Source organism: Rathayibacter sp. AC451 (assembly GCF_979253095.1).
Window position 1 is genome coordinate 2607712 of sequence record NZ_CEEDBD010000001.1, and the last position, 20115, is coordinate 2627826.

A 20115-nucleotide genomic window follows, 5' to 3' on the forward strand; every position below is an offset into this window, starting at 1 on the left:
CCGGCGGGGGATCGCGGAGAGCGCGTCAGCGGCGGGCGATCGGAGCCGAACCGCGCGGAGGCGTGCGGCGCACGAACTCCATGCGGATGTCCGGGACGATCTTCCGGTCGAGCACCACGGTCATGTAGCGGCCGTCCACGCGGGCGCCGATGGCGACCACGTCGGGATCGGTGTCGACGCGGTAGCCGCGCAGGGCCTCTCCGTCGACCACGACCGGCACGCCTCGCACGACGTCCTCGTCGCGCAGCGCCGCGGCGACCACGGGCATGCCGCCCCGACGGCTGCGGACGCGGCCGGGGAACGTGTTGCGGAGCACATCGCCCATGTGGGCGGCGAGGCGCGACTCCAGCGGCCTGCTGCGCTCGGCGGGGATCGGCACCGAGGTGCGCACGGCCTCCCACAGAACGGGGTACCGCATCCGCGTGACCTGGTCGACCATCCACGGCGGCAGGTGGTCGTTCTCGGCCCGGTCGATCGCCCGCTTCTGCTCCGGAGTGAGCGGGACGTGGTTCACAGGATCGGCGCGATTGCGCGGATTCTTGAAGAACGAGTACGACAGGGAGATCTCGACGAACCGCCCGAGCGCCATGGTCTGAGCCGCCGCGAACTCCTCGAGTCGGGGCTGCGGGGCGAACGCGAGGACCGGGTCGCCGAAGCGCGCCGCGATCTCGTCCACCCCGGGAGGGGCCGGCATATCGCGGACCGCCCCCGATGTGTCCATGCGCATAGGACAAGAGTGGCCGTTCGCTCAGCCGATACCAACTTCTTGACGGAGATCGGCTCGTCGCTCCCGGGCTGTTCACATGCCGGAAACATGAGCACCCGCTGAACGCGCACCCGGAGGGACCCTCCGGCGACGGGCTGCGAGGATGAAGCCATGAGCTCTCTGCACGATCCGACGGTCCGCGGCTTCGCCTCCGACAACTACTCCGGGGTCCACGAGGAGGTGCTCGCCGCGATCGCCGCGGCCAACGGCGCGCACCAGGTCGCGTACGGCGAGGACGTCTACACCGAGCGCCTGCAGCACGCGTTCCGGCGCGAGTTCGGCGAGCAGGCGCAGGCGTTCCCGGTCTTCAACGGCACCGGCGCGAACGTCACCGGACTGCAGTCGATGCTGCCGCGCTGGGGCGCCGTGATCTCGGCGGGCACCGCGCACATCAACTCCGACGAGGGCGGAGCGCCCGAGAAGGTCGCCGGGATCAAGATCCTCACGGTGACCTCCCCCGACGGCAAGCTCACTCCGGCGCTGGTGGACGAGCAGGCCTGGGGCTACGGCGACGAGCACCGCTCGCAGCCGCTGGTCGTCTCGATCACCCAGTCCACCGAGCTCGGCACGGTCTACACGCCCGAGGAGGTGCGCGCGCTCGCCGACCACGCTCACGCGCACGGCATGCGGCTGCACCTCGACGGCGCCCGGATCGCGAACGCGGCGGCGGCGCTCGGAGTGCCGCTGCGCTCCTTCACGACCGATGCCGGCGTCGACGTGCTCTCGTTCGGCGGCACGAAGAACGGCATGCTGCTGGGCGAGGCGATCGTGGTGCTCGATCCCGAGGCGTCGAGCGGACTGCACTATCTGCGCAAGACCAACATGCAGCTGTCGTCGAAGATGCGCTTCCTCTCGGCGCAGCTGCTCGCGATGCTCGGCGAGGACGGCGAGACGGAGCCGCTGTGGCTGCGCTCGGCGCGGAGCGCGAACGCCATGGCCGCGCGGCTGCGCTCCCGGCTCGAGGAGGCGGTGGCGGCGGGTCGCATCGAGGGCCTGGCCTTCACGCAGCCGACGCAGGCGAACGCGGTCTTCGCGACACTGCCGGCCGGAGTGGCCGACCGCCTGCGCGAGGTGTCGCGCTTCTACGACTGGAACCCGGCGACGGGCGAGGTGCGCTGGGTCTGCTCGTTCGACACCACCGAGGACGACATCGACGTGTTCACGGCGGCGATCGAGCGCGAGCTCTCGGCGTGAGGGCGCGGCTCGTCGCGCTCGGGCTGATCGCGGGGCTCGCGCTCGCGGGATGCTCGGGGGCGCCGGCTCCGGAGGGGAGCGCTTCCGTCTCGGCGTCCGCTTCCGCTTCGGCGTCGGCTTCGGCCTCCGCTTCCGCGGCGCCCGCCTCCGAGCTCGACTGCGACTCCCTGCTGCCGGTCTCGAGGGCGTCGGAGGCGCTGAGGCTCCCCGCGGATCGGCTCGAGGGCAGCCGGGACGGCGCGGTGCAGAGCTCCGCCGAGCTGATCCGCGCGGCCGCCGAGGAGAACGGCGGGCTGCTGACCTGCTCCTGGTTCGAGACGGACGGGCCCGCGTCGGTCGTCGCCTCGGCGGCCGAGGACGCGGCCGACGCGTTCGCCGCCCTCCCCGCCGGTCCCGCGCTGGCCGCGGGCGACTCCGCCTCCGGATCGTGCACCGACGGGAGCTGCACCGCCCAGGTGCTCGTCGGCTCGACCTGGGTCTCGCTCGCGCTGACCGGCGCACCGACGGCACTGGATCTCGCCGCGCTCGCCTCCGCGACGGCCGACTCCGCCTCCGGTCGGCTCGACGAGGTCGTCGCGGGCTCCGGGCCGGTCTGCGCCGACCTGCTGACGACCGAGCAGCTGACGTCGCTCGCGGGACTCGCGCAGCCGACTCCGGGAGCCGGCACCGAGGGGGCGCCGATCACGACCGCCGGAGCCGCCGCCGCGGCCCGCGCGGGCTACACCTCGTGCACCTGGACGGATGCGGCCGACGCCGCCTACTCCGGGATCAGCGTCGACGCCCTCCCCTCGGGCGAGGAGGGCTGGCGCACTCTCTCGCTCACCACGGGGCTGGCGATCCCGCTCTCGCCCGTGGACGGCCTCGGCGAGCGCGCGATCTCGGGCTGCTCGGCCGGCACCTGCGAGGTCGACGTGCTCGCGGACGACGTGTGGTGGCGGGTGCTCGTGACCGGGGACTCGGCGCGCGCGGACTCCGTGGCCCGGGCGGTCCTGGACTGACGTCCTCGCGAGATGCCACTCCGCTACGCCCCGGCCGGGGTGTCGCGTACCGGAGTGGCGTCTCGTGGCGGGGGATCAGCCGGGGCCGGGCGAGCGGGTCAGGGGCGGCGCCAGTACTCGTACCAGGAGGACTGCTCGCAGCCCAGTGCCGCGTAGAGGCGACGGGCGCCGGAGTTGGACTCCGAGGACCTGGATCCAGAGGCGCTCGATCCCGCGGTCCCGCGCCTGCCCGAGCAGGGAGCGGAGAACCGAGGAGGCGTGCCCCCGGCGGCGCGCATCGGGACGCGTGGCGACTCCGAACAGGCCGCACCACGCCTCGCCGTCGAGCGCGGTCGCGAAGGCGAGCCTGCCGCACGCGGCGGGGCCCTCCTCATCGCGGAGGAGGGCGTAGGAGGAGTCGCAGCCCGCGAGGATCCGCCGCGCGACGTCGAGCTCGGCGTCGCCTCCCCGGCCGTCGACCGACCACCAGAGCCGCATCCACTCGTCGGACGGGTGCGCCTCGATCTCGGCGGGGCGGCAGCTCAGCGCGGCGAGCGCCTCCCCGACGGTGCCCGTGAGGACGAGCGTGCGATCGTGCGGGGAGTAGCCGCGGGCGCTCAGGCGGTCGGCGAGGTCGGCGGGGAGGGTCGCGGGGCCGAGCTGCAGGAGCGGAGGGATGCCGTGCTCGCGGGCGAACGCCTCGGCGGCGTCGATCGCGCGCTCGGGGTCGGCGACGGGTCCGGAGGTGAGGACCGAGTTCGCGCGCTTCGTGACTCCCGAGGCGGCGCGCAGACGCCAGCCGTCGAGCGCGCGGCTCTCGAGCGGCGGCCAGGCGTCGGCGGCGAGGTGGTCGAGGAGGCGGGGGTCCATGCGGTCGACGGTAGCGGGAGGGGCGGGAACGCCTCCTGCACGCGAACGCCTCCGGCACGGGGGACTGCTTCCGGCGCGTGGAAACACCTCCGGCCCGCGGGAACCGGTGATCCGGACGAGCCGGACCGGTTCCTGCGAGCCGGAGGTGCGGTGCAGGTGCGGGCACCTACATGTTGATCATGTGCCCCTTGAGGCCGTGGAAGCCCTCCTGCAGCGCCTCCGACAGCGTCGGGTGGGTGTGCACGTTGCGCGCGAGCTCGGTCGCGGTGAGGTCCCACTTCTGCGCGAGCGTGAGCTCGGGGAGCAGCTCGGACACGTCCGGGCCGATCATGTGCGCGCCGAGGAGCTCGCCGTACTGCTTGCTCGCGATGAGCTTCACGAAGCCGGTCGGCTCGCCGAGGCCGTGCGCCTTGCCGTTCGCCATGAACGGGAAGGTCGAGACGGTGATCTCGTGGCCCTCGTCGGTCGCCTGCTTCTCGGTGAGGCCGAAGGAGGCGATCTGCGGCTGGCAGAACGTCGCGCGCGGCATCATGCGGTAGTCGCCCAGGGTCTGGGTCTCGGCGCCGGCCAGGGTCTCGGCGGCGACGACGCCCTGCGCCTCGGCCACGTGCGCGAGCTGCAGCTTCGCGGTCACGTCGCCGATGGCGTAGATGTTCGGGACGTTGGTGCGCATGTGGTCGTCGATCGCGATCGCTCCGCGCTCGGTCAGCTCGACGCCCGTGTTCTCGAGGCCGAAGCCCTCGACCCGGGGGACCCAGCCGATCGACATCATGACCTTGTCGACCTCGAGGGTCGACTGGGTGCCGTCCTTCGCGGTGTAGGTCACGGTGACGTAGCCGTCCTTGTCGACGACCGACTCGACCTTGGTCGAGGTCAGGATCTCGACGCCGAGCTTCTTGTACTGCTTCTGGATCTCCTTGGAGACGTCCGGGTCCTCGTTGGGGAGGGCACGGTCCATGAACTCGATGATCGTGACGTCGACGCCGTAGTTCTTCAGGACGTACGCGAACTCCATGCCGATCGCGCCGGCGCCCACGATGGCCATCGTGTCGGGCAGGTCGCGCGTCATGATCTGGGTCTCGTAGGTGACGACGTTCTCCGAGAGCTCGACGCCGGGCAGGAGGCGGACGTACGCGCCGGTCGCGATGATCGCGTCGTCGAAGGTCAGCGACTCCGAGCCGCCCTTGGTGAGCTGCACGTCGAGGCCCTTCGGGCCGGTGAAGGCGCCGGTGCCGTCGAACTCGGTGATCTTGTTCTTCTTCATCAGGAAGTGGACGCCCTTGGTGCGTCCGTCCGCGACCGTGCGGCTGCGGTCGAACGCCGCGCCGAAGTCGAAGGAGACGTCGCCCGAGATGCCGAACTGCTTGGCCTGCGAGTGGAAGATGTGGGCGAGCTCCGCGTTGCGCAGGAGCGCCTTGGACGGGATGCAGCCCACGTTGAGGCAGACGCCGCCCCAGTACTGCTTCTCGACGATCGCGACCGACTTGCCGAGCTGCGCCGCTCGGATCGCAGCCACGTACCCGCCGGGACCCGCCCCCAGGACGACGACGTCGAAGTGCTGGGCCATGGATGATCCTCCATCAGAGTCGTGAACGTTGCGCGCGGGGAACCACGCCGTCTCCGAGCGTACCGTTCCGAGCGCGCCCGACCCGGGGGTCCTCCGAGGGCGAACGGTCCTGGTATGCCTTACCCGGACCCCGTCGGCGGGAATGCGTGCTCGCCGTGCGGCGTTGTACCGCGCGGGCGATGGAGCCCCGGTCGAATCCGCCCCCTCCCGGAAAGAAGCTCCCCCGATGCCCCTCGCCACCGCGTCCCGCACCGCCACCACCAGCGCGCCGATCCTCGACGTCCTCGCCGAGCGCTGGAGCCCGCGCTCGTTCGACACGACGGCCGCGATCTCGGACGAGACCCTCGCCTCGCTGCTCGAGGCCGCACGCTGGTCCCCCTCCGCCAGCAACTCCCAGCCCTGGCGCTTCATCGTGGCCCGCCGCGGCACGCCGGAGTTCGACCGCGTGGCGAAGAACCTCGTCGGCTTCAACGCCGCCTGGGCCGGCTCGGCCGCGGCGCTCGTCGTCGCCCTCGCCGAGACCGTGGACACCGACGGGAAGCCGCGCCCCTGGGCCGTCTACGACCTCGGCCAGGCCGTCGCGCACCTGAGCATCCAGGCCCACCACGACGGGCTGCACGTGCACCAGATGGCCGGCTTCGAGAAGGACGGGCTCCGCGAGGAGTTCGCGATCGACGAGCGCTTCGACCCCGTGACCGTCGCCGCGATCGGCGTCGTCGGCGACCCGGAGTCGCTCGAGAACGACGTGCTGCGCGAGCGCGAGGTCGCCCCGCGCACCCGCCTCCCCCTCGAGGAGCTCGTGCTCGTCAGCGCGTAGTCGCCGCACTGCTCGGCCCGGTCCGCGGTTCTCCGCGGGCCGGGCCGTTCTGCGTCCGGGGCGACGTCCGGGGCTGCGGCGGGCGCTGGGGGCCGCTCTGCGGGCGCGGGAGGAGGAGCGGGCGGCGGGCGCTGCGGACGCGGGGCGTCACTCCGCTCGATCGCTCTGTTACTCCGCGTGTCATCGCGGAATCGGAGGGATGAGCCGCCGTCCGTACGATCGGGACGGTCCGCCCGCCCGCCCCGCCGCCCCGGAGCCCCATGTCCGACACGCCCTCCCGCACGAGCCTGGCCTTCGACGCCGATCTCGGTCAGTCGGCGTTCCCGGTGCGCTTCGACGGGGTCGGCCGCACGTTCTCGCCCGGAGCACCGGTGCTCGAGGGGGTCGACCTCGAGGTCGCGGCCGGAGAGGTCATCGCGATCCTCGGACCCAGCGGATGCGGCAAGTCGACGCTTCTGCGCATCGCGGCGGGCCTGGACACGGCATCGGCGGGCTCGGTGCTGATCGACGGGCGCCCGGTGTCGGGCATCGACACCCGCTGCGCCGTCGCCTTCCAGGAGCCGCGACTGCTGCCGTGGCGCACGATCGCCGCCAACGTGGCGCTCGGACTGCCCCGCGGCACCGCGCGCGCCGCGGCCCGGCACGCCGTCGACGAACTGCTCTCGCTCGTCGGGCTGACGGCGCACGCCTCCTCGCGACCCCGCGAGGTGTCGGGAGGGATGGCGCAGCGCGCCTCGCTCGCCCGCGCGCTGGCGCGGAATCCCGGTGTGCTGCTGCTCGACGAGCCGTTCGGCGCACTGGACGCCCTCACCCGCATCCGGATGCAGGACCTCCTCCTGGACGTGCACGCCGCAGCACCCGCGACGATCCTGCTGGTCACCCACGACGTCGACGAGGCGCTGCAGCTGGCCGACCGCATCGTGCTGCTCGGCCGCGACGAGCCGGGAGGCGTCTCGCGCATCCAGCAGGTCATGACGGTCCCCGGCGCACGCCCGCGGGACCGCGGGTCGGCCGAGTTGGCGGAGCGCCGTGCCGAGCTGCTCGCCGGTCTCGGCATCGACCGGCACTGAGCCCTCCCCAGGCTCGGATCCGCCCGGTCCTCCCCCGTTCCTCCGTTCCCCTCCCCTCCCCCGTCTCCCCCGCCCCACACTCGTTCCACCCCCGGAACCGCACCGAAGCAGAGGCCACCATGTCGTTCACCACCACCGCGCTCACGCGCCGCACCGCCCTCGCCGGCCTGCTCACCGCCGCCGCCGTTCCCCTGCTCGCGGGCTGCGTGCAGGGCGAGGGCTCCGGCGGCGCCGCGGCCGCCACCGCCGATGCGGCCGAGGGCGCCGTCACGCAGGGCGGCACGCTGACGCTCGACTTCGCCACCTACAACCCGCTGAGCCTGGTGATCAAGGAGAAGGGCTGGCTCGAGACCGCTCTCGCCGAGCAGCAGGTCACGGTCACCTGGGTGCAGTCGGCCGGGTCCAACAAGGCCAACGAGGCGCTGCGCGCCGGAGCGATCGACGTCGGCTCGACCGCCGGCTCCGCGGCCCTGCTCGCCCGCTCCAACGGCTCGACGATCAAGACGATCGACATCTTCTCGCAGCCGGAGTGGTCCGCGCTCGTCGTCCCCGCAGGCTCGGGAATCACGAGCGTCGAGCAGCTCGCGGGCAAGCAGATCGCCGCGACCAAGGGCACCGACCCCTACTTCTTCCTCGTGCAGGCGCTCGAGGAGGCCGGTCTCGGCATCGACGACGTCACCGTGCAGAACCTGCAGCACGCCGACGGCTGGGCCGCGCTGCAGAACGGCTCGGTGGACGCGTGGGCCGGGCTCGACCCGATCATGGCGGGCGCCGAGGCGGCCGGAGCGACCCTGCTCTACCGCAACGTCGACTTCAACTCCTACGGCCTGCTCAACGCCACCGAGAGCTTCCTCGCCGAGAAGCCGGACCTCGCGCAGACCGTCGTGAACGCCTACGAGCACGCCCGGGCCTGGGCGCTCGAGAACCAGGAGGAGACCGCGAGCATCCTCGCCTCCGTCGCCGGTCTCGACGTCGCGGTCGCCACCACGGTCGTCACCGAGCGCAGCAACCTCGACGTCGACAACGTGCCCGGCTCCGCGCAGACGGACGTGCTCGCGGTGATCGGCCCGATCTTCGTCGCGAACGGCGACGTCGCCTCGCAGGACCAGGTCGACGAGGCGCTCGACACGCTGCTCGACGACACCTACGCGAAGGCCGCCGACCCCGACGCGATCGGCTGAGCCGCTCCGTCCCCGATCCACCGCTCACGAGGAGACGACCATGGCGATCCGTGACGACCGGACGACCGACGTCGAGACGACCGACGCCGACCTGATCAGGCGCAGCACCGGGACGGTGCAGGCGCCGGGTGCGGTCGGCACCGCGGTCGTGGGGCCCAGCGTGGGGGCGTCGCAGAAGCGGCTCCGTGACGACTCCGCCGCGCACGCCCGTCCGCTGACGTCGAAGCGCTGGTTCGTCGTGGTCGGCGGGGCGGTCCTGCCGATCGTGCTGCTGCTCGCCTGGCAGATCGCGACCACCACGGGCCTCGTGTCGCTGTCGGTGTTCCCCTCGCCGGCGATGGTGTGGGCGGCGGGGCTGGATCTCGCCCAGCGCGGCGACCTCGGCCAGGACGTCGCGATCTCGACGCAGCGCGTGCTGATCGGCTTCGCGATCGGCTCGGCCCTCGGCCTCGTGATCGGGGCGCTCTTCGGGCTCTCGCGGGTCTGGGAGGTCGTGCTCGGCCCGACCCTCGGCGCGATCCGGGCGGTGCCCTCGCTCGCGTGGGTGCCCCTGCTGCTGCTCTGGCTCGGCATCGGCGAGGAGTCGAAGATCACGCTGATCACGATCGGTGCGTTCTTCCCCGTGTTCACCACCGTCGCCACGGCTCTGGGCCACGTCGACCGCCACCTGGTCGAGGCGGGGCGCGCCTTCGGGCTGTCCGGCGTCCGGCTCTTCACCACCGTGCAGCTGCCGGCCGTCGTGCCCGCGGTCATCGCGGGGCTCCGGCTCGCCCTCGCCCAGTCGTGGCTGTTCCTCGTCGCGTCCGAGCTGATCGCCTCGTCGATGGGTCTGGGCTTCCGGCTCATCGACAGCCAGAACAACGGGCGGATCGACCGCGTGTTCCTCGCGATCATCCTGCTCGCGGTGCTCGGCAAGCTCACCGACGCCGTGGTGGGCGTGTTCCAGCGCTACGCCGTGGCGAAGTGGGCGTGAGCACCGTGCCCTCCCCCTCCGAAAGGACGACGTCATGACCGACACGATCGCGAACCTCCTCGAGGAGACCCGCCGCTTCCCCGCCCCCGAGTCGTTCGCCGCGCAGGCGAACGTGGGCGCGGACGAGTACGCGCGGGCGGCCGCCGATCCGGTCGCGTTCTGGGAGGAGGCCGCCCGGCGCCTCGACTGGGCCGAGCCGTGGACGACCGCGCACACCTGGGAGCCCGCGCTGCCACAGGCCGACGGCACCCTCTCGGTGCCCCGCGCGACCTGGTTCGAGGGCGGTCGCCTGAACGTCGCGGTGAACTGCGTCGACCGCCACGTCGACGCCGGGCGCGGCGACAAGGCGGCCCTGCACTTCGAGGGTGAGCGCGGCGACCGCCGCACCCTGACCTACTCCGACCTGCAGCGCGAGGTCTCGAAGGCCGCGAACGCCCTGACGGCGCTGGGCGTCGGGAAGGGCGACCGCGTCGTCGTGTACCTCCCGGTGATCCCCGAGACCGTCGTGATCACCCTCGCGATCGCCCGCATCGGAGCGATCCACTCCCTCGTCTTCGGCGGCTTCTCGGCCGAGGCGGTCCGGTTCCGCGTGGAGGACACCGGAGCGAAGCTGCTCGTCACGACCGACGGCCAGTTCCGCCGCGGGGCGGCCGTTCCGGTCAAGGCGAACGCCGACCACGCCGTCGCGGGCGTCGAGTCGATCGAGCACGTGCTGGTCGTCCGACGCACCGGCGACGAGACGCCCGACCTGCCCTGGACTCCCGGCCGCGACGTCTGGTGGCACGACGTCGTCGACACCGCGAGCGAGGTCCACGAGGCCGAGGCCTTCGACTCCGAGACGCCGCTGTTCATCATCTATACCTCGGGCACGACCGGGAAGCCCAAGGGCCTCGTGCACACCAGCGGCGGCTACCTCACGCAGGCGTCGTGGACGCACTGGGCCCTCTTCGACGCGAAGCCCGACGACGTGCACTGGTGCACGGCCGACCTCGCCTGGGTGACCGCGCACACCTACGAGATCTACGGTCCGCTCTCGAACGGACTGACGCAGGTGATCTACGAGGGCACGCCGAACACCCCGCACACGGCGCGGCACTTCGAGATCATCGAGCGCTACGGAGTGACCGTCTACTACACGGCTCCCACCCTCATCCGCACGCTGATGACCTGGTTCCCCGAGGGGGTGCCCGCGCAGTACGACCTGTCGAGCCTGCGACTGCTCGGCACGGTCGGCGAGTCGATCAACCCCGAGGCGTGGGTGTGGTTCCACGAGCGGATCGGCGGCGGACGCTGCCCGATCGTCGACACGTGGTGGCAGTCCGAGACCGGGGCGGCCGTGATGTGCCCGCTGCCGGGCGTCTCGACGCTCAAGCCCGGATCCTCGCTCGGTGCGCTGCCGGGGCTCACGACGCTCGTCGTCGACGACGCGGGGCAGCGGGTGCCGAACGGGTCGGGCGGCTACCTCGTCGTCGACCGCACCGGGCCGGCGCTCGCGCGCACCGTCTGGGGGAACCCGGAGCGGTACCGCGACTCCTACTGGGCGCGCTTCGCCGAGCAGGGCTACTTCTTCTCGGGCGACGGCGCGAAGTACGACGCCGACGGTGACATCTGGGTGCTGGGGCGCGTGGACGACGTGATCAACGTGTCCGGCCACCGGCTGTCGACGATCGAGATCGAATCGGCGCTCGTCGCGCACCCGGCCGTCGGAGAAGCGGGGGTCGTCGGAGTCGAGGACGCCACGACCGGTCAGGCGATCGCGGCCTTCGTGATCCCCTCCGACGAGGCGGTCGATCGGGCGCAGGACGACCCCGCCTACTGGAACGGGCTCGCCTCGGACCTCTCGAACGTGCTGCGCGAGCACGTCGCGACGGCGATCGGGCCGATCGCGAAGCCGCGCGACGTGGTGATCGTGCCGGACCTGCCGAAGACCCGCTCGGGCAAGATCATGCGGCGCCTGCTCGGCGACATCCGCGACGGACGGGCCCTGGGCGATGTGACGAGCCTGCAGGACGACACGGTGCCCGAGCGGATCGCGCGGATCGTCGCGGCGCGCGGCTGAGGGGGACGCGGGGCGTCGCGCACAGGAGAGCGCGTCCGCGAGTGGTCGCGGAACGCGGTCCGCGGACACTGCGGAGCCCGACTCGCGGCGACTCGAGGACGCGCGCCGCGCCGAGTCGATACGCCCCCTGCGGCGGCTACTCGACCAGCAGAGGCGGGTCGAACACTCCGGGTCGGCTCGGAACTCCGGACGGGCGGCGGCATCGGGAGTAGCGTGAAGCCGTGCGTGACCTCCAGCAGCAGATCATCTCCGAGCTCCACGTCTCCCCCACCGTCGATCCGGCCGTCGAGGTCGAACGGCGCGTCGACTTCCTCGCCGACTACCTCCGCCACACCGGCGCCAAGGGCCTCGTGCTCGGCATCAGCGGCGGGCAGGACTCGAGCCTGGCCGGCCGGCTCTGCCAGCTCGCCGTCGAGCAGGTGCGCGCGGGCGGAGGCGACGCCTCCTTCATCGCGGTGCGCCTGCCCTACCGGGTCCAGGCCGACGAGGAGGACGCGCAGCTCGCGCTGTCCTTCATCCGTCCGGACCGGCAGGTGACCTTCGACATCCACCAGGGCGTCGACGGCATCGCCGCGGCCTTCGGCGACGCGGTCGGCGAGCCGATCTCGGACTTCGTGAAGGGCAACGTCAAGGCCCGCGCGCGCATGATCGCGCAGTACGCGATCGCCGGGCAGGCGGGCATGCTCGTCGTCGGCACTGACCACGCGGCCGAGGCCGTGACCGGCTTCTTCACGAAGTTCGGCGACGGCGGAGCCGACGTCCTCCCGCTGACGGGCCTCACCAAGCGCCAGGGCCGCTCCCTCCTCGAGCACCTCGACGCCCCCGCGCGCCTGTACGAGAAGGCGCCGACGGCCGACCTCCTCGATGAGAACCCCGGGCAGACCGACGAGTCGAACCTGGGACTCGTCTACGCCGATCTCGACGAGTACCTCGAAGGCGGAGACGTCGATCCCGCCGTCGCCGAGGCGATCGAGGCGCGCTACGCCGCCACCGAGCACAAGCGGCAGGTGCCGCTCTCGATGTTCGACGACTGGTGGCGCGCCTCCGAGACGTACACGCCCGGCAGCAGCTGACTCCCGAGACGCCCCCGACCGATCGGGGGCGGCTCGCCCGTTCAGGCCATCGCGACCCGGTCGAGCCAGGCCCCGCTGACCTTCGCGCTCTCGGCCGGGGGCATGCTCGCCCGGTCGACCTCGACGATGATCCAGCCGCCGAAGTCCTCGGGCAGCGCCGCGAGCACGCCGTCGAGGTCGATGCCGCCGAGCCCGGGCTCGAGGAAGATCCCGGCGTCGGTCGCGCGGTCGTAGGCCGTGGGCACGGCCCGGCTCGACTCCGCGATGCCCAGGTGCAGGTCCTTCACGTGCAGATCGACGAGGCGATCGGAGTGGCGCTCGAGGATCGCGATCGGGTCGATGCCCGCCCAGACGAGGTGGCCGATGTCGAACGAGGCGCCCAGCAGGTCGGCGTCGATCGCGCCGAGGACGCGGTCGATCTCGTACTCGGTCTCGACCCACGTGCCCACGTGGTTGTGCAGGCCCGCGTGCACCCCCTCCGCACGCAGCACCTCCGCCGCCTCGCCCAGGATCTCGATGACGCGGTCCAGCCGGCCCTCGTCGAAGACGGCTCCGACCGCCACCGCCTCGCGAGTGCGCACGACGCCCGGCTCGAAGCTCACCTCGGGGGCGAGGAAGACCGTGTCGAGGCCGACGTAGTTCGACTCCTCGGCCTTGCGCCGCACTCCGTCGAACCAGTGGATCCACTCCGCCGAGCCGCGGGCGAACTTCCGGCCGGAGTCCTCCGGCAGCGCGACGGAGGCGTAGCCGGGGGCGAGCGCGAGCCCCGACTCCTCGATCATGCGGGCGTAGTCCTGCAGCGTCTGCGTCGAGAGCACCTCGAGCATGGTCGCCCCGAAGCCCGCCTCGCGGATCTCGCGGAGCACGTCCGGGTACTCGGCACGGAAGTGCGGATCGGCGAACCGCCAGAGCGACTCGCTCGACGGGTCGGTCGGATCAGCCTTGACGTTGATCCACTGGATGGCGTTGAGCGCGAACTGGGAGCGGCGGAGCACGGCGGTCCTCTTTCCTGAAGCGGTGGTGCGGTCGGTCAGTCGGCGGCGCGGGCGTTGTAGACGAGGACGGAGCCCTCGTCGACGTGGGCGCGGTAGGCGTGGAAGACGGCGAGCGCCTCGTCGCGGAGCACGCCGTCGACGACCTCGATGCCGCGCGCCTCGAAGGCGGCGGCCCAGTCCTCGCGCATGGGGCCCTCGTCGAACGTCGTGATCTCCTCGAGCTCGGGGCCCGACCCCGCGACGACGAGACGGCGCACGCCCGACCACAGCGTGGCTCCGTAGCACTGCACGCACGGGCGCCAGTTGACGACGAGCTCGTGCGCGGGCTGCCCCTCGCCGCCGAGGTCCCAGGCGCCGATCGCGGTCTGGGCGAGGCCGAGGGCGGTGACCTCCGCGTGCCCGGAGGAGACTCCGCTCGCGAGGACGACGTTCACTCCGACCGAGACGAGGCGGCCGGAGTCGCGCTCGACGACGATCGCGGCGAACGGGCCGCCGTTGCCCTCGCGGAAGTTGCGGTCGGCGAGCGCGTGCACGAGGGCCATGCGGTCCTCGCGCTCGGGCAGGACCTCGGGGACGTCGCGGAGGGCGTCCTCGATCCACGCGGGCAGGGCGATCTCGTAGCGGGTGGCGAGCTGGTCGATCTTCACGGGTCCTCCTGGGGACGGTTCGGGTGGGTAAGAGGGGATCAGACGCGGGCGGCGGCGAGCTCGGCGAGCACGGCCCGCGTCGCGCGGACGGCGGTGACCGTCCCCGTCAGCGTGGCATTGCAGACGACCGGGGTCGGGATCACTCCGTTGCCAGCGACGTAGAGGCCGTCGACGCCCCAGACGCGGCCGGACGGGTCGCAGACGCTCGTCCCGTCGTCCACGGCTCCCGAGCGGACGGTGCCGGTGAGGTGCAGCGAGGAGCCGGGAGCGAGCACCGCGCTCTCGGTCAGCGGGTCGAAGAACCCGAAGCGCTCGGCGATGTCGCGGATCCGCTCCTGCGCCGCCGCGATCAGCTCGCGGTCGCGGTCGCTGTACTCGAACTCGACGCGGAGCCGGGGCAGACCGGTCACGTCGGTCTCCTCCTCCGAGAACACGAGCCGGTTCTCGGAGCGCGATTCGACCGGCGTGTAGAACGACAGCCCGACCGAGTAGGCGAACGGACGGTGCTCCTCATCGATGAAGACGGTGTTCATGATCTGCCCGTGGAACGGCTGGTCCTCGCCGTTCTGCGGCAGCCAGAGCGAATCGACGGCGAACTCGCCCTCGCGCAGGCGCGGGAGCGACTCCGGGGTCAGACCGAAGCGCTCGAGGTCCATCACGACCCGGCCGGTGACGAAGGCGTGCTCGTTGAGGTACCGGCCGAGCGCCGCCGGCCGGATGCCCGACGCGAACAGCAGCTGGGGAGTGCGCACCACGTCGGCGCAGACGATCACGGTGCGCGCCTCGATGTCGTACTCGCGGCCCGTGGCCGTCTCGCGCACGCGGACTCCGACGGCGCGATCGCCGTCGCGGAGGATCGCGATCGCCAGGGTGCCGGGACGCAGCTCGAACGCCTCGTCGCCGCCGTGCGCGATCGGCGGGAAGATCCGGCTGGGGCCGGTGCGCAGCAGGGGGCCGGAGGGGTTGCCGGCGACGGCCATCGGCATCGGCTGGGGGTGGCGCCCGTCGGCGCTGATCGCGCCGAACGCGTCCTCGAGCACGTCCAGCACGATGCGTCCCGGAGCGGTCGGACCCAGCGGGGAGTCGTGCACGTCGAGCAGCTCGCGCGCCCGGGCGAGGTCCTCCTCCCACTGCACCGGGTCGCCGCCGTCGAAGACCTCGTCACCGGCCGGCCACGGGGTCGCCGCCGTCCAGTGCACGCCCATGCCGCCGACGTTCCACGACACCGCGGTCGCGGGCATCGCGGCCGCGTCCTCGCCCATCGCCGAGAGGTTGTACATGCCGGGCGCGACCGAGCGGAGCTCGTCGGTGATGTCCGGAGTGACGTCGGCGCCGGTGTACATGCCCTGCACCCCGGTCGCCACGCGCTGGTTGTAGCGGCTCCAGATCTCGGGCTCCTCGCTGTCGTGCAGGTGCAGTCCGGGGACGGAGCCGACGGCCGGGCCGCCGTCGATCATCAGGAGGCGGACGGCGGGGTCGGCGTCGCGCAGCCCCCGGGCGATCGCGGCCCCCATGATGCCGCTGCCGACGAGCAGGACGTCGACGGGGGTGGTGGTCTCGGGCATGGTGCTCCTGTCGTGCCGCGCGGCGGCGCGGGTGAGGGGAAGAAGAGGGGTCAGTCGGCCGTGGCGGCCAGGGTCGGACCGAAGAACTCGGCGTCCATGCGGTCCAGCACGGACTTGACGGCGCCGATCAGCGGCGCGTCGGCCCCGAGGCCCGTCGAGCGGACGGACACGTCGAGGGTGCGCAGCCGGCGCATCGCCTCGGCCACGCGCGGGAGCAGCAGGTCGTCCGCATCCTCCAGCCCGCCGCCGAGGACGAACAGATCGGGCGACACCGTCCAGGCCAGGGTCGAGAGCAGTTCGGCGAGGTGCGCGGCGAAGGCGTCGAGCTCCCGCAACGCGACCGGATCGCCGGCGCGCGCCGCCTCCACGGCCGCGAGAGCCGCCTCCCGGTCGCTGCGCCGAGGCGAGGTCAGACGGCCGAACGGAGTGTCCTCCATCCGGCTCGCCCCCATCGCGCCGGCCTCGACCACCTCGCCCGCCGCTCCGCGGAAGCCGCGGTGCACGGAGCCGCCGATGACCAGGCCGATGCCGGTGCGGTTGCCGAAGATGCACCAGGCCGACGTGGGGGCGTCGGACGACACCCCTCGCCAGCGCTCGGCGAGCGCCGCGAGGTTGGCGTCGTTGTCGGCGAAGACCGGCACGCCCAGCCGCGCCGACACGGCGTCGGCCAGGGCGAACCCGTTCCACCGCTCGGAGTTGACGAGTCGGCTGACGACGCCGTCCTCGTCGATCGCGCCACCCGCGGCGATCGCACCCGCGCGGATCCGCTCGCGCGGAAGCCCCGACTCGGCGACCGCGGCCTCGACCGCGAGGACGGCGTCCTCGACGGCGGCCTCGGGCGAGTGGTAGTCGCGCAGGGCCCGCATCGACCGGCCGAGGATCCGGCCGCGGATGTCGCAGACGACCGCGGTGGCGAAGTCCGTGTCGATGCGGACCGCTGCGACGAGCGCGCGGTCGGCGCGGAAGCGGAAGGTGCGCGGCGGGCGGCCGACGTCCGATCGCGCCGGGTCGGGCGCCGTCTCGTCCACCCAGCCCGCGGCGGACAGGCCCGCGAGGATCAGCTCGACCGTGCGGCGCGACAGGGCGACTTCGCGCACCAGGACCGCCGTGGTCACCGGCGCGTCGTGCTCGGCGAGCGCGCGCAGCACGACTCCGGAGTTGAGGCGGCGGAGGGTGCTCGGGTCGACTCCGGCCCTCATGCGCGGACATCCGCGAGGAGGGGAAGCACGTCGTCGAAGCGCCCGGGCACGACAGAGGGGGCGATGTCGTAGACGCGGACCGCGTCTCCCGCGACTCCGCTCGCCGACGGCCAGTGCGGATCCTCGCCGCGGACGAAGGCGACGAGCTCGGCGTGCATCACGTCGGCGAGCGCCTGCGGAGGAACCGCTCCCAGCACGCGCTCGGCGCCCTCGGCGTCGAGGTGGTCGAAGAGGAACGGCAGATCGAGGCAGTGCGCGGCGCCGCCGACCACCGGCGAGACCCAGTCGAAGGAGTACAGCCAGGTGGGCGCGGAGCCGCGGTTGCGCGCGGCCTGCAGGACCGCCCGGCGGAACAGCAGGTCGGTGGCGCGCGGGGTGCGCCCTCCGCGCGCTCGATGCGCGGGCTGTCGAACTCGTCGGCGGTCGCCCCGATCAGGAGCGGCGTGTCGCGGCCGGCGTGCGCGGTCGCCTCCGCCACCGGGAGCGGGAGCAGCGCGTCGCCCCAGACGGGCGCGAGCACGATCGAGTGCGCGGACCCGGGCATCATCGTCAGCGCGACCGTCTCGGACAGGCCGTCGCGGTCGAGCGAGGCGAGCCCCACGGCGGTCGGCGGGACGCCGAGGGAGTGGGCGAACGCCGCGAGCTGCTCCTCCGCCTCCGCGAGCGGCACGCTGCGGTCGGTCGGCGAGATCGCGACGGCGCGGGCGAACAGGGGCTGCGCCTCCGCGCAGCCGAGGAGGGTCAGGACCGCGCCGCCCCCGGCGGACTGCCCGGCGATCGTCACCCGATCGGGGTCACCGCCGAAGGACGCGATGTTCACCCGGACCCAGCGCAGCGCCTGCAGCCAGTCGCGGACACCGCGGTTGGCGTCGCCGTCGACCACGCCGAAGCCGTCGACGCCGAGCCGGTAGGACGCGGTCACGACGATCACGCCGTCCCGCGCGAAGGCCGAACCCTCGTGCCAGTCGCTGGAGGCGGCTCCGGTCACGTATCCGCCGCCGTGCAGGTAGACCAGCACGGGGAGGGCGTCGGCGCCGAGCGGGGCGAACACGTTGACGCTCAGCGAGTCCTCGCCGGGGATCGAGTGCTCGGGGATCGTCGTGAACTCGAACGGCCGGCCCCGCTGCGGGGTCGCTCCGTAGCTCGAGGCGTCGAACGGCGCCGTGAAGGCGGCTCGGGGCTCGGGCGGGGTGAAGCGGCGCGCACCCGTCGGCGCCTCGGCGAACGGCACCCCGAGGAACCGGGCGACGCCCCCCGCCGCCCGTCCGACGACGGCTCCGCAAGCGGCCTCGACCACGATCTCCACGCCCGACGCTCCGCTCACTTCATCCCCGTCGCGACGATACCCTGCACGAAGTAACGCTGCAGGAGCAGGAAGAGCACCAGAACCGGCAGCATCACGACGACCGCGCCGGCCAGCACGAGCCCGTAGTCGGTCACGTTCTGGGCCGCCTGCCGCGTCGCCGCGAGCCCGACGGGGAGCGTGTAGGTCGAGGCGTCCTGCGCGACCAGGAGCGGCCAGATGAAGTTGTTCCACGCGGCGAGGAACGACATGATCGTCACCGTCGCGAGAGCGGGTCCGGCCAGCGGCAGGAACACCTGCGCGAAGATCCGCAGCTCGCTCGCCCCGTCGATCCGCGCGGCCTCGAGCAGCTCCTCCGGGATGCTCTCGGCGAACTGGCGGACGATGAAGATCGAGATCGGCAGCACGAGCGAGGGCAGCGCGATGCCGGCCAGGGTGTTCACGAGCCCCAGGCGCACCGTGACGACGAACTGCGGCACGAAGACCGCCGAGAACGGCATCATCAGCGAGATCAGCACCGCGGCCATCGCGAACCGCTTCCCGGCGAAGTCGAGCTTCGCGAGGGCGTAGCCGGCGGCGGCCGCGGCCACGACGTTACCCGCCACCACGACGCCGGCGACGACGAGGCTGTTGGCGAGGTAGCCGCTGAAGCCCGCCTGCGAGAACAGGCGCGCGAAGTTGTCGAGCGTCACCGCCGACGGGAGCCAAGCGCCGGGGTCCGCGCTGATGTCGGCCGTGGTGCGGAGCGACCCGGAGATCACCCAGACGAAGGGGAGCAGGGTGATCGCCGCGAGAACGGCGAGCACCGGATAGAGCACGAGGTGCCGTCGGCGCTCGGCGATCGCGCGCGTGGTGGTCTCGCGGGCCGGCGGACGCGGTGCGGCGGGCGGCGGGGCGACGGGCGGACGAGCGGCGGTGGTGGTCATGAGCGGGACCTCAGCAGACGGAACTGCAGCGCGCTGACGAGCGCGACGATGAGCAGGAGCAGGAAGGACGCCGCCGACGAGACACCGATGTTGCCGAAGCCGAACTGGCGGTAGGTGTACAGCGCCATCGACTCCGTGGAGCCGACCGGACCGCCGCCCGTGAGCAGGTACGGCTCGTCGAACACCTGGAGGAAGAAGACCGAGAGCAGCACCGAGATGAGCAGGGTCGTGGGCATCAGCAGCGGCACGGTGATCGAGACCAGGCGGCGCCAGGGGGTCGCGCCGTCGAGCGAGGCGGCCTCGTGGACGTCCTCGGGGACCGACTGGAGCCCCGCGAGGAACAGGAGCATCGCGGTGCCGAAGTTGCGCCAGACGCCCAGCAGGATCACGACGGGCATGGCGAGCTGCTCGTCGCCGAGCCAGTTGGGCCCCGCGAAGCCGATCGCTCCGAGCACCTCGTTGACGGTGCCGTTCTGGTTGAACGCGTACTGCCAGATCAGCGCCACCGAGACGATGTTGGTGACGACCGGAGCGTAGAAGAGCGCCCGGAACACACCGCGCAGCCGCCGGATGCCCGAGTTCAGCGCCAGGGCCAGCACGAAGCCCACCATCATCGTCAGCGGCACCCCGATCACGACGAAGTAGAGGGTGTTGAGCACCGAGCGGAGGAACGCGCCGTCGCCGAGGAGGACCGCGTAGTTCTCGAGGCCCGTGAAGTCGACTCCGAACGGCTGCTGCAGATCGGTGCCGCGGATGTCGGTGAGGCTCATGCCGACGGAGGCGAGCACCGGGACCGCCGTGAACACCGCGAAGATCACGGCGAACGGCGCGAGGAAGAGCCAGGCGATGCCGGAGTGGCGTCCGTGGCGGGAGCGGCGCTCGCGCAGCGCTCCCGCCGTGGACCGGCCGGCGAGGGCGGTCAGAGCCACAGGA

The 20115-nt window shown here is 72.6% G+C and carries 19 protein-coding genes; 8 read left to right on the plus strand and 11 right to left on the minus strand.

From position 1 onward, the window contains the following. Positions 1–25: 25 nt before the first annotated feature. Positions 26–676, minus strand: coding sequence for a hypothetical protein (locus tag AC0CID_RS12470; RefSeq protein ID WP_207403358.1), 651 nt, complete (start codon positions 674–676; stop codon positions 26–28). A gap of 201 nt (positions 677–877) precedes the next feature. On the opposite strand from AC0CID_RS12470, the gene AC0CID_RS12475 reads away from it, so the two are divergent. After that, positions 878–1960, plus strand: coding sequence for a threonine aldolase family protein (locus tag AC0CID_RS12475; protein ID WP_465227050.1), 1083 nt, complete (start codon positions 878–880; stop codon positions 1958–1960). Next, on the plus strand, positions 1957–2958 hold the full coding sequence (locus AC0CID_RS12480) for a hypothetical protein (RefSeq protein WP_465227051.1): 1002 nt from the start codon (positions 1957–1959) through the stop codon (positions 2956–2958). The genes AC0CID_RS12475 and AC0CID_RS12480 overlap by 4 nt, the downstream gene beginning before the upstream one ends. Before the next feature lie 75 nt (positions 2959–3033). Here the strand turns inward: AC0CID_RS12480 and AC0CID_RS12485 are convergent, their stop codons facing one another. Then, complete coding sequence (locus AC0CID_RS12485) at positions 3034–3807, minus strand: GNAT family N-acetyltransferase (RefSeq protein ID WP_465227052.1); 774 nt, start codon at positions 3805–3807, stop codon at positions 3034–3036. Between the two features lie 166 nt (positions 3808–3973). Continuing rightward, positions 3974–5374: a dihydrolipoyl dehydrogenase gene (gene lpdA, locus AC0CID_RS12490; RefSeq protein ID WP_465227053.1), complete on the minus strand. Its 1401-nt coding sequence runs from the start codon at positions 5372–5374 to the stop codon at positions 3974–3976. A gap of 226 nt (positions 5375–5600) precedes the next feature. On the opposite strand from lpdA, the gene AC0CID_RS12495 reads away from it, so the two are divergent. From AC0CID_RS12495 to nadE, 6 genes are all read left to right on the plus strand, one after another. Continuing rightward, complete coding sequence (locus AC0CID_RS12495) at positions 5601–6191, plus strand: nitroreductase family protein (protein ID WP_465227054.1); 591 nt, start codon at positions 5601–5603, stop codon at positions 6189–6191. A gap of 260 nt (positions 6192–6451) precedes the next feature. Then, positions 6452–7261: an ABC transporter ATP-binding protein gene (locus tag AC0CID_RS12500; protein ID WP_465227055.1), complete on the plus strand. Its 810-nt coding sequence runs from the start codon at positions 6452–6454 to the stop codon at positions 7259–7261. Between the two features lie 119 nt (positions 7262–7380). Then, the gene (locus tag AC0CID_RS12505; RefSeq protein WP_465227056.1) at positions 7381–8442 is read left to right on the plus strand and encodes an aliphatic sulfonate ABC transporter substrate-binding protein; all 1062 of its coding nucleotides are present in this window, start codon (positions 7381–7383) and stop codon (positions 8440–8442) included. A gap of 40 nt (positions 8443–8482) precedes the next feature. Then, the gene (locus AC0CID_RS12510) at positions 8483–9415 is read left to right on the plus strand and encodes an ABC transporter permease (RefSeq protein WP_465227057.1); all 933 of its coding nucleotides are present in this window, start codon (positions 8483–8485) and stop codon (positions 9413–9415) included. A gap of 34 nt (positions 9416–9449) precedes the next feature. Continuing rightward, complete coding sequence (gene acs, locus AC0CID_RS12515; protein WP_465227058.1) at positions 9450–11474, plus strand: acetate--CoA ligase; 2025 nt, start codon at positions 9450–9452, stop codon at positions 11472–11474. 221 nt (positions 11475–11695) lie between these two features. After that, a complete protein-coding gene (gene nadE / locus AC0CID_RS12520) occupies positions 11696–12547 on the plus strand; it encodes an ammonia-dependent NAD(+) synthetase (protein WP_465227059.1) in 852 nt (283 codons plus the stop codon). A gap of 41 nt (positions 12548–12588) precedes the next feature. Here nadE and AC0CID_RS12525 read toward each other — a convergent pair whose 3' ends face one another. Genes AC0CID_RS12525 through AC0CID_RS12560 form a run of 8 tightly spaced genes read right to left on the minus strand, consistent with a single transcriptional unit; the run spans position 12589 to position 20111 of the window. Then, positions 12589–13542, minus strand: coding sequence for a sugar phosphate isomerase/epimerase family protein (locus AC0CID_RS12525; protein WP_465227060.1), 954 nt, complete (start codon positions 13540–13542; stop codon positions 12589–12591). A 35-nt stretch (positions 13543–13577) separates the two neighbouring features. Next, positions 13578–14189, minus strand: coding sequence for a nucleoside deaminase (locus AC0CID_RS12530; protein WP_465227061.1), 612 nt, complete (start codon positions 14187–14189; stop codon positions 13578–13580). Positions 14190–14227: 38 nt separating this feature from the next. Then, positions 14228–15754: a GMC oxidoreductase gene (locus tag AC0CID_RS12535; RefSeq protein ID WP_465227062.1), complete on the minus strand. Its 1527-nt coding sequence runs from the start codon at positions 15752–15754 to the stop codon at positions 14228–14230. Between the two features lie 50 nt (positions 15755–15804). Beyond that, positions 15805–16953, minus strand: a complete 1149-nt coding sequence (locus tag AC0CID_RS12540; RefSeq protein ID WP_465227063.1) for an ROK family protein — start codon at positions 16951–16953, stop codon at positions 15805–15807. Further along, entirely contained in the window at positions 16950–17114 is a 165-nt protein-coding gene (locus AC0CID_RS12545; protein WP_465227064.1) for a hypothetical protein, read from the minus strand. The genes AC0CID_RS12540 and AC0CID_RS12545 overlap by 4 nt, the downstream gene beginning before the upstream one ends. After that, positions 17111–18259 (minus strand): carboxylesterase family protein, encoded by a 1149-nt coding sequence (locus AC0CID_RS12550; protein ID WP_465227065.1) that lies wholly within the window; start codon positions 18257–18259, stop codon positions 17111–17113. Before AC0CID_RS12550 ends, AC0CID_RS12545 begins: the two co-directional genes overlap by 4 nt. 14 nt (positions 18260–18273) lie before the next feature. Then, positions 18274–19182, minus strand: a complete 909-nt coding sequence (locus tag AC0CID_RS12555) for a carbohydrate ABC transporter permease (RefSeq protein WP_207407644.1) — start codon at positions 19180–19182, stop codon at positions 18274–18276. Next, positions 19179–20111 carry a carbohydrate ABC transporter permease gene (locus AC0CID_RS12560; RefSeq protein ID WP_307786238.1) on the minus strand — a complete coding sequence of 311 codons (933 nt, stop codon included), beginning with the start codon at positions 20109–20111 and terminating at the stop codon, positions 19179–19181. The genes AC0CID_RS12555 and AC0CID_RS12560 overlap by 4 nt, the downstream gene beginning before the upstream one ends. Positions 20112–20115: the final 4 nt, after the last annotated feature.

Coding starts and splice junctions, on each gene's coding strand:
- AC0CID_RS12485 (WP_465227052.1), bottom strand. CDS start 3,807: ATGGACCCCCGCCTCCTCGACCACCTCGCCGCCGACGCCTGGCCGCCG.
- AC0CID_RS12495 (WP_465227054.1), top strand. CDS start 5,601: ATGCCCCTCGCCACCGCGTCCCGCACCGCCACCACCAGCGCGCCGATC.
- AC0CID_RS12500 (WP_465227055.1), top strand. CDS start 6,452: ATGTCCGACACGCCCTCCCGCACGAGCCTGGCCTTCGACGCCGATCTC.
- AC0CID_RS12510 (WP_465227057.1), top strand. CDS start 8,483: ATGGCGATCCGTGACGACCGGACGACCGACGTCGAGACGACCGACGCC.
- lpdA (WP_465227053.1), bottom strand. CDS start 5,374: ATGGCCCAGCACTTCGACGTCGTCGTCCTGGGGGCGGGTCCCGGCGGG.
- acs (WP_465227058.1), top strand. CDS start 9,450: ATGACCGACACGATCGCGAACCTCCTCGAGGAGACCCGCCGCTTCCCC.
- AC0CID_RS12535 (WP_465227062.1), bottom strand. CDS start 15,754: ATGCCCGAGACCACCACCCCCGTCGACGTCCTGCTCGTCGGCAGCGGC.
- AC0CID_RS12505 (WP_465227056.1), top strand. CDS start 7,381: ATGTCGTTCACCACCACCGCGCTCACGCGCCGCACCGCCCTCGCCGGC.
- AC0CID_RS12475 (WP_465227050.1), top strand. CDS start 878: ATGAGCTCTCTGCACGATCCGACGGTCCGCGGCTTCGCCTCCGACAAC.
- AC0CID_RS12540 (WP_465227063.1), bottom strand. CDS start 16,953: ATGAGGGCCGGAGTCGACCCGAGCACCCTCCGCCGCCTCAACTCCGGA.
- AC0CID_RS12555 (WP_207407644.1), bottom strand. CDS start 19,182: ATGACCACCACCGCCGCTCGTCCGCCCGTCGCCCCGCCGCCCGCCGCA.